Source organism: Herbaspirillum sp. B65 (assembly GCF_000333555.1).
Lineage (GTDB): Bacteria > Pseudomonadota > Gammaproteobacteria > Burkholderiales > Burkholderiaceae_D > Herbaspirillum > Herbaspirillum rubrisubalbicans.
In genome coordinates this window covers 1-7,490 of record NZ_BADI01000619.1, presented here as the reverse complement: position 1 = coordinate 7,490, position 7,490 = coordinate 1, and the positions used below count along the sequence as shown (strand labels likewise).

Annotated in this window: 5 protein-coding genes and 1 pseudogene; 2 read left to right on the top strand and 4 right to left on the bottom strand. The window is 61.5% G+C overall.

The features are described 5' to 3' along the window. The 4 genes from I5W_RS14630 to I5W_RS14615 all read right to left on the bottom strand — a co-directional run. Positions 1–1,741, bottom strand: a 1,741-nt coding sequence (locus tag I5W_RS14630; protein ID WP_252717032.1) for a TonB-dependent siderophore receptor, incomplete at its 3' end; no start/stop codon positions are given. A 68-nt stretch (positions 1,742–1,809) separates the two neighbouring features. Beyond that, a complete protein-coding gene (locus I5W_RS14625; RefSeq protein WP_044529769.1) occupies positions 1,810–2,763 on the bottom strand; it encodes a FecR domain-containing protein in 954 nt (317 codons plus the stop codon). A gap of 8 nt (positions 2,764–2,771) precedes the next feature. Then, the gene (locus I5W_RS14620) at positions 2,772–3,308 is read right to left on the bottom strand and encodes a sigma-70 family RNA polymerase sigma factor (RefSeq protein ID WP_044529768.1); all 537 of its coding nucleotides are present in this window, start codon (positions 3,306–3,308) and stop codon (positions 2,772–2,774) included. Positions 3,309–3,697: 389 nt separating this feature from the next. Then, positions 3,698–4,264, bottom strand: a complete 567-nt coding sequence (locus I5W_RS14615) for a diguanylate cyclase (RefSeq protein WP_044529767.1) — start codon at positions 4,262–4,264, stop codon at positions 3,698–3,700. 428 nt (positions 4,265–4,692) lie between these two features. On the opposite strand from I5W_RS14615, the pseudogene I5W_RS14610 reads away from it, so the two are divergent. Both I5W_RS14610 and I5W_RS14605 read left to right on the top strand, forming a co-directional pair. Beyond that, positions 4,693–6,328 (top strand): annotated as a pseudogene (locus I5W_RS14610) (methyl-accepting chemotaxis protein). A gap of 290 nt (positions 6,329–6,618) precedes the next feature. Next, the coding region (locus I5W_RS14605; RefSeq protein WP_374702138.1) for an MCP four helix bundle domain-containing protein at positions 6,619–7,490 on the top strand (872 nt) is incomplete at its 3' end.

Genomic DNA, 7,490 nt, shown 5'->3' with positions numbered 1-7,490 from the left:
TGCCCAGGTTATAGACCGGGCTGTGGCGCGGCGCTGAGGTGTCGTGCACCACGCCGTTCTGGTCGACGTCGTCCGAGAAGTTGTTGCGCTCCTGTTCGTAGCCCACATTGGCCAGCAGGTACCAGCGTTGCCAGCGGATCTGATCCTGCAGGTAGAGGTTGGAGGTGTAGATGGCATCGTCGCCGTTGATCAGGCTGCGCGGGCCGTCGATGGGGGGCAGCGCTGCCGTGGACGGCGGCCAGGAGACGCCCACCACGTTGGCGTTGTTGCCATCGCTATAGCTGCGCAAGCGGGTGCGCGAAAAACTGGCGCCGAGCATGACCGTGTGCTGCCAGTCGCCGCTGACGATCTTGCGCGAGACATTGTTGTCCAGGCTGATGCTGTCGGTATGCAGCAGCGACTGGTCGGCCACGCACAGGCCGGTGCCGGCATCGAGGTCGGTCACGGCACAGTTGGTGTAGCCCGCGGAGGCATAGCGCAAGCGCGTGATGCGGGCCTTGCTGTTGAAGCGCCAGTCTGCGCCCAGCGCCTGTTCCCAGGTGTAGAACAACTCGCTCTTGGTGGCCTGGCTGTGGTCGTCGGGCAAGCCCCAGGGCGCGCTGCGGATGTTGGGGCCGGGGCCGTCGCTGGTGAGCATGGCGCTCTGGTAGCCGCCGAACGGGGTGCGCGTGACGTGATGACTCACGCCTGCTACCAGGGCGGTATCGCGGTCCTGGTAGCCGATCGAGGGCGCCAGGTAGAACTCGCGCGCGCCGTCGTAGCCGTCCAGGGTGCGTTTGTCGTGGGTGGCCGAGAGTACGGTGCGATAGGTCCAGGCGCGGTCTTGGCTGAGGCTGCCACCGAGGTCGAGGGTGCTGCGGCGATGGCCGCGGTTGTCCAGTTCCAGGGTCCACTCGGCGATGCGCTCGGCCACCGGTTGCTTGGTCACGATATTGACCGAGCCGCCCGGTTCCATCGGCCCGCCCACCACGATGGAATCGGCCCCACCCAGCACTTCCACCCGCTCGATGGCGGCGATGGGCACGTCCAGCGAGGTGATGCTGCGCGAGCCGGCGACCCGGCCATTGGTCACGTTGGACAACGAGACCAGGTCGGCCCAACCATCGCGCATGACCGGTGCGATGAAGCTGCGCACGTAGAGCGTACCGGCCTGGTCGATGCCATCGCCGCGACCATAGGCGACCGCGCTGATGTTTTGCAGGCTGTCCACCACCGAGCGCGATTGCTGGCTTTCCAGCACGCTGCTGGTGATTTCCTGCAAGGAGACGGGTAAGCCCGACAACGGCGTTTCGTTGCGCGTGGCCAGCCGACTGTCGGTGGCCAGGAAGCCACTGTCCAGGTAGCCGTGGCTGGTGCCGCGGGTCTGGCCCAGGCCGGTGCTCAATACCGGTGGTAGCGGCGGGTTGTAGCGTGGCACCGCCGTCGGATCGGCGCTCGCCGCATCGCTGTTGACGGCTGGACGGCGTACTCCGAAGGAGCCATCGGTGTGTGGTACCAGTTGCAGGGGGCTGCCGGCTAAGGCCAGTTGCAGTGCCTGTTGCAGCGTGTAGCTGCCCTGCACGCCGGGACTGCGCAGCTCGGCCGCGGCAGCCGGCTCGAACAGCACGATGCCACCGGCCGCACGGGCGATGGCCACCAAGGCCGACTCCATGCTACCGGCCGGCACCTGGAAACTGAACTGCCGCGGCTGCAGCGACGCCGCTGCCGCTGGTGCCGAGGTGGCTTCCGCGACGGCGGTCATGGGGATGGCAGCCAGGCAGTGTGCCAGCAGGAGGGCGAGGCGTCGCGCTTGCATGGGAGGGATTGGGATCAGGCGCGCGAACTGATGGTCACCCAATAGGGACTGACCCGGCTGACCGTGATTGGCAGGGCACTGGCCAGTGCCGACAGGGCGCGGTCGGTATCGTCGAGCGGGAAGGCGCCGCTGATGCGCAACTCGGCCACTGCAGGATCGAGTCGCACGATGCCCTTGCGATAAGGGCGCAGTGCCGCCACCACCTCGGCCAGTGAACTATTGGAGGCGGTGTAGTAGCCATCCACCCAGGAAGCTTCGCCTCCGGCGTTGGCGCGCGGGGTGCCGATGCTGTCGCTGTCGAACCAGCTATGCTGGCCACCGGCCAGCGCACCGCGCGTATTGTTGCGGGTGGTCACCAGCACCTGGGCCGCCTGTAGCGCGACCAGGTCGGTGCGCAGCGGTTGCAGGGCCAGCATCAGGGTGCCATCCATCAGGCTGGCGCTGCCGTGTACGGTGTCCACCGAAAACGGCAGGGCGCCGTGCGCGGCGACCTGCAATTGCATCTCGCCGGCCAGCAGGCGGATCTGGCGCGAGCCGGGCAGGATCTGGTGGTCGATGGCGCTGCGCGCATTCAAGGTGACGATGCTGCCATCGGCCAGCACGCTGCGCTGGCGCTCCCCGGTACCGGTGTGCAGATCGGCGCTCAGTCCCTCCAGCGGGGTAATGCGATTCAGTAGCGCGCCGGCGCCCACGGCCAGTCCGGCCAGGGCGGCGATCTGCTTGAGGGTCTTGCGGCGTCGGCTCTTGTGCTGCAGCGTGTTGCGCAGGATGTCGGGGGCGGCGCCGACCTGGCGCGGGATGTCGAACTGCTGTACCGATTGCGTCAGGTTGGCATAGGCCGTGGCATGGCGCGGATCGGCCGCCTTCCAGCGTTCAAAGGCGATCTGTTGGGCGGCACCCAGTTCGCCCTGTTCGATCTGCAGCATCCAGTCGATGGCCTGCTCGACGATCTTGTCCTCGTTCTTCATGCGCAGCTTTACTCCAGCGGCGCGAAGCCGGCGGCCTTATAGCATTGCAGCAGGCCCTTGGCCACGTAGCGTCGGGCCACGCTGGGGGTGATGCGCAATTGTTCGCCAATTGCCTGGTAGGTCAGGCCATCGAGCTTGTAGAGCAGGAAGGCTGCGCATTCCTTGGCGCTCAGGCCGGCCAGCGCCTGGTCCATGGCGCGCAAGGCCTGCAGCAGTTGCAACTGGTCTTCCGGCGAGATCGCCTGGTCTTGTTCGCGGTGATGGGCGAGCGCCTGCAGGCAGGCTTCTTCGAGGTCGCGGCGGCGCCACAGTTCATAGACGATGCGGCGCGAAATGGTGGTCAGCAAGGCCCGTGGTTCGCGCACTTCCTGGGGCGGCGGCGAACTGAGCAACTGCGTGAAGGTCTCGGCAGCCACGTCATCGGCCGCGTAGGCATCGCCCACGCTGCGCCGCAAGCGCGTGCGCAGCCAGCCATGATGTTCGATGAACATGGCTTCGATCTTGTTCATGGCGCCGAGTCGGTCGGACATCATAGAAGAACTCATCTGGTGGCTTGCAAAAAATGCGAGTCGATTGTCGTTGCAGGGGGCGGCAGCGTGGATCTGGTCTCATCACCAGTTCTCCGTCGGCACGCCATAGGATACGTTGCAAATTATAAGAGAAATTGACAGGTGTAAATGCCTGTACGTGCGAGCGGCCCTGCGCGTACACGGTGACTGCTTTTTGGACAGGTGGGAAGCGGACTTCAGGCGGGTTGCGGTGGGCGGGATATGAATAAAGTGTAAAGTTTTTCTCGACATATCTGCCGGCAGCCAGTGCGCGAGTCAGTGATTTGTCAGTGATTTTTGTGGGTTCGCAGCTTGGCGCGGGCTGGTGTCAGGGCTTTTTCTATTGCGAGTGGTTGGGGCGGAATGAGGCTTTTCCGGTGCGTGTTTCAGGCCGTACCACTGACGGCCGACAACGCTGGACAATCCTGCACCTGGTCGCGCCCGGCTTGCTTGGCGTGATACAGAGCGTGGTTGGCGCTGGCGAAAATGTCCGCGATGGGCGTCTCCGGAGGCGGCACGCAAGACGTCACTCCCGCACTGATGGTGACCACCCCTGCGGCATTGCCTTCATGCGCAATCTTCAGTGCGCGCACGCCATCGACCACCTGCTGGGCGAGCTTGTGGGCAGCGGCTAGGTCGCTGTCGGGCAGCAGCAGTACGAATTCTTCTCCGCCGTAGCGTGCCGCCAGGTCGCCGTGACGGCGTTGCGCGCTGCGCACGGTGCGAGCGATGTCCTGCAGGCAGTAGTCGCCCTGGATGTGGCCGTACAGGGCGTTGTACTTGTTGAAGAAATCGACGTCGAACATCACCAGCGATAGCGCGCTCTTGCTGTCGCTGGCGTGTTGCATGGCCAGTTGCAGTTGTTCATCCAGGTAGCGCCGGTTGGGGATGCCGGTCATGCCGTCCAGCATGGCTGGCGCGTGCGGGTGGTCGGTGAGCAGGTCGAGGGGCATTGCGAACTCCACGCCTTGGTGAGTCATGCTCATTTGGAATTAAATTAATCAAATTAATCATTTGAATTTTAATCCAATAGCCGGTTAATTTCCTTTATTGCAATACAAAACAGCCTTCAACCCTGACGAAATTTGATATGCATTAAGTCCGCCGTTGCTTTTTCGTTTTCTGCCCGCTTTTTTATGTTGCAGTCAGACATTGCTTCTGGCCTGGGTTTCCGCGCAACAATCATCATTGTTTCTCGCGGGTTCGTGGTCGGTCTATTAACTATGGCACAAAAAAGAGACGATTTTTCCGCATGGAAACATTTTTGATGAATTCAATAAATAAATCGTTTATAGTCTGTTGGGCCGCAGATGCCGGGGGGCGTTGTTGCGGAAGGGATTTCTTGAGTTGGCTCGGGTGTAAACGAACATAGGGGTGGGATATGAAAATCAGGGATATCAAGATCAGCGTTCGGCTTGGCGTGTGCTTTGCGGCATTGATCGCAGTGATGTGCGTCATCGCGGTGGTCGGGGTGAAGAGCCTGTGGGTGGTCAGCGATGCCACCGATGAAATCGTCAATGACCGCTACGTCAAGGTAGCCTTGATCAACCAGATCGGCGAGAAGGTCAACATCGCCGCACGAGCCTTGCGCAACGCCATCATCGCGCCTGACCAGGCCACTGCGGACAAGTATCTGGAGCGCGCCAAGAACGGTACCCGTGAGGTGAACGAGCTCATGGTGGATCTGGAAAAGCGCCTCAATAATCCCCGGGCCAAGGAGATATTCGATCGGCTCAAGGAAGCACGTGTGGGCTATGCCAAGCCGCGCGACAAGCTGTGGGAGCTGATTGGCCAGCAGAAAAAGGCGGAGGCCAGCGAGCACCTGTTCAAGGAAGTGATTCCGGCCCAGGACAGGTATTTCGTCGCGCTCAATGAAATGACGGCCTTCCAGGCTTCACTGATGGATCAGAGCGTGGCCAAGAGCAATGCGGCCTCGGCCAATGCGGTCAATACCGTGGTGGTGCTGTCGGCGGTGGTCGTGGTGTTGTCGATACTGGCTGCATTGTGGATCACCCGTTCCATCACCCGTCCGCTCAATGAAGCCGTGCAAGTGGCCACCGCCGTGGCCGCAGGTGACTTGACGGTGCAGATCGCCGCTACCTCCAAGGATGAAACCGGTGTGCTGCTGGCGTCGCTCAAGTCCATGAACGACAACCTGCATCGCATCGTTTCGCTGGTGCGCGAGGGCACCGATACCATCAATACGGCGTCTTCCGAGATCGCTACCGGCAACCTGGGACTGTCTTCGCGCACCGAGCAGCAAGCCGGGGCATTGGAAGAAACCGCTTCGGCCATGGGAGAACTGACCTCCCCCGTCAAAGCAGAACGCCGACAACGCACGTCAGGCCAACACCCTGGCCGCCAACGCTTCGCAGGTGGCTATCCAGGGCGGTAGCGTGGTGGGTGAGGTGGTGCATACCATGAGTGAGATCAACGAAGCTTCGCGCAAGATCGTGGAGATCATCACCGTCATCGATGGCATCGCGTTCCAGACCAACATCCTGGCCTTGAATGCCGCAGTGGAGGCGGCGCGCGCCGGTGAGCAGGGCCGTGGCTTTGCGGTGGTGGCTTCCGAAGTGCGCACCCTGGCCCAACGCAGCGCGGCAGCGGCCAAGGAAATCAAGTCCCTGATCGATACCTCGGTGGCGCGGGTGGAAAACGGCAGCCGCCTGGTCGAACAGGCCGGCGCGACCATGAGCGAAGTGGTGGCCAGCGTCAAGCGCGTCACCGACGTGGTCGCCGAGATCACGGCGGCCAGTGGTGAACAGAGCGATGGCATCGAGCAGATCAATCAAGCCATCGTGCAGATGGATGAAGTCACCCAGCAGAATGCAGCACTGGTGGAAGAAGCGGCGGCCGCGGCGCAGTCACTGCAGGAGCAGTCGAGCCGGCTGTCGGAAACCGTGAGTATCTTCAAGCTGGGCAGTGGGGACTTCCGTCGCGCTACTGCCGCTGCGGCCACGATGATGCGCCATGCCGTGGATGTTACGCCGCACCCGGCGGGGCTGCCGCGTTAGCACTCAGTCTGGAAGGGATTGTGCTGGTGGAGTTGTAAGGCCGCAGTTGTTGCTACAAGGCGGATAGGAAGTGCGTATGGCTGCGAGAAAAAGTTTCGAGTATATGCGCTTCCGTGTTGGGTGTGCGTGACTACTCGCATTTTTTCCGTGGTCAAGTTCGAACTCCGATTTATAGGGAAAATCCCTACATCAATATTAGTGAGAATTGCCTATAGTCATTATCAAATCGGATTATTCTCTAAAGATTGATCAACATTCGGAACTCGTATTTTATCAGGGGGAATCAAAACATGAACATGTTCAGAAATATGAAAATCGGCACCAAGCTGTTACTGGCTTTTGCCGTGTCACTATCGCTTACGGTAGTGCTCGCTGCCATCTCGCTGACCAGCATCAGTTCGCTGACGGCATCCATCAAGGCCGCCGACGCGGTCCAGGATCAACGGCTGGTACCGCTTTACTTTGCGCGCGAAGCCCTTGATCAGACCGGCATCGCCGCCCGCAATGCCTATGTCTTCCGCAGTGACAGCGATGCACAGAAAGAGCTGGCCATCGTCGATGAACAGAAGCAGCTCTACCTGAAGGCCTTGCGCGACATGGAGCCGACCTTCGCCGGTAACAAGAACTTCGAGACGGTGCGTGCCGGCTTGCTGAAGATGGCGGATGAGCTGAAGCGGCCGCGCCAGTATCGCGAAGGCGGCAAGATGGAAGAGTATCGTGACTTCCTGGTCAACGACTGTAGTCCTCTGCGTCGCCAGATCGTGCTCGATATCAACAAGGTCATCGACGAAGTCAGCGCTGAAAACATCAAGGCGCACGAAGCCACCAACGAGATGGCTTCGCGGACATCGGTTGTCGTGGCCGTGTTGACCATCATCGTGGCCATCATTTCCGTCCTCGTGGCGTTTGCCATCACCCGTGGGCTGTTGAAGCAACTCGGCGGCGAGCCGGCTTACGCGGCCGAGATCGCCCAGCAGATCGCCGCAGGTGATCTGACCTCTGACGTGCAGACCAAGCCCGGTGATACCAGCAGCCTGCTGTTTGCCATCAAGCAGATGCGCGACAGTCTGGTGGCCATCGTCGGCAAGGTGCGCGAAGGAACGCATACCATCGAACAGGCCTCTGCCGAAATCGCTTCCGGAACATGGATCTGTCCTCGCGC

Bases quoted from the DNA above. Each gene is read 5' to 3' on its own strand.
- I5W_RS14615 (WP_044529767.1), bottom strand. From the start codon at position 4,264: ATGCCCCTCGACCTGCTCACCGACCACCCGCACGCGCCAGCCATGCTG.
- I5W_RS14625 (WP_044529769.1), bottom strand. From the start codon at position 2,763: ATGAAGAACGAGGACAAGATCGTCGAGCAGGCCATCGACTGGATGCTG.
- I5W_RS14620 (WP_044529768.1), bottom strand. From the start codon at position 3,308: ATGAGTTCTTCTATGATGTCCGACCGACTCGGCGCCATGAACAAGATC.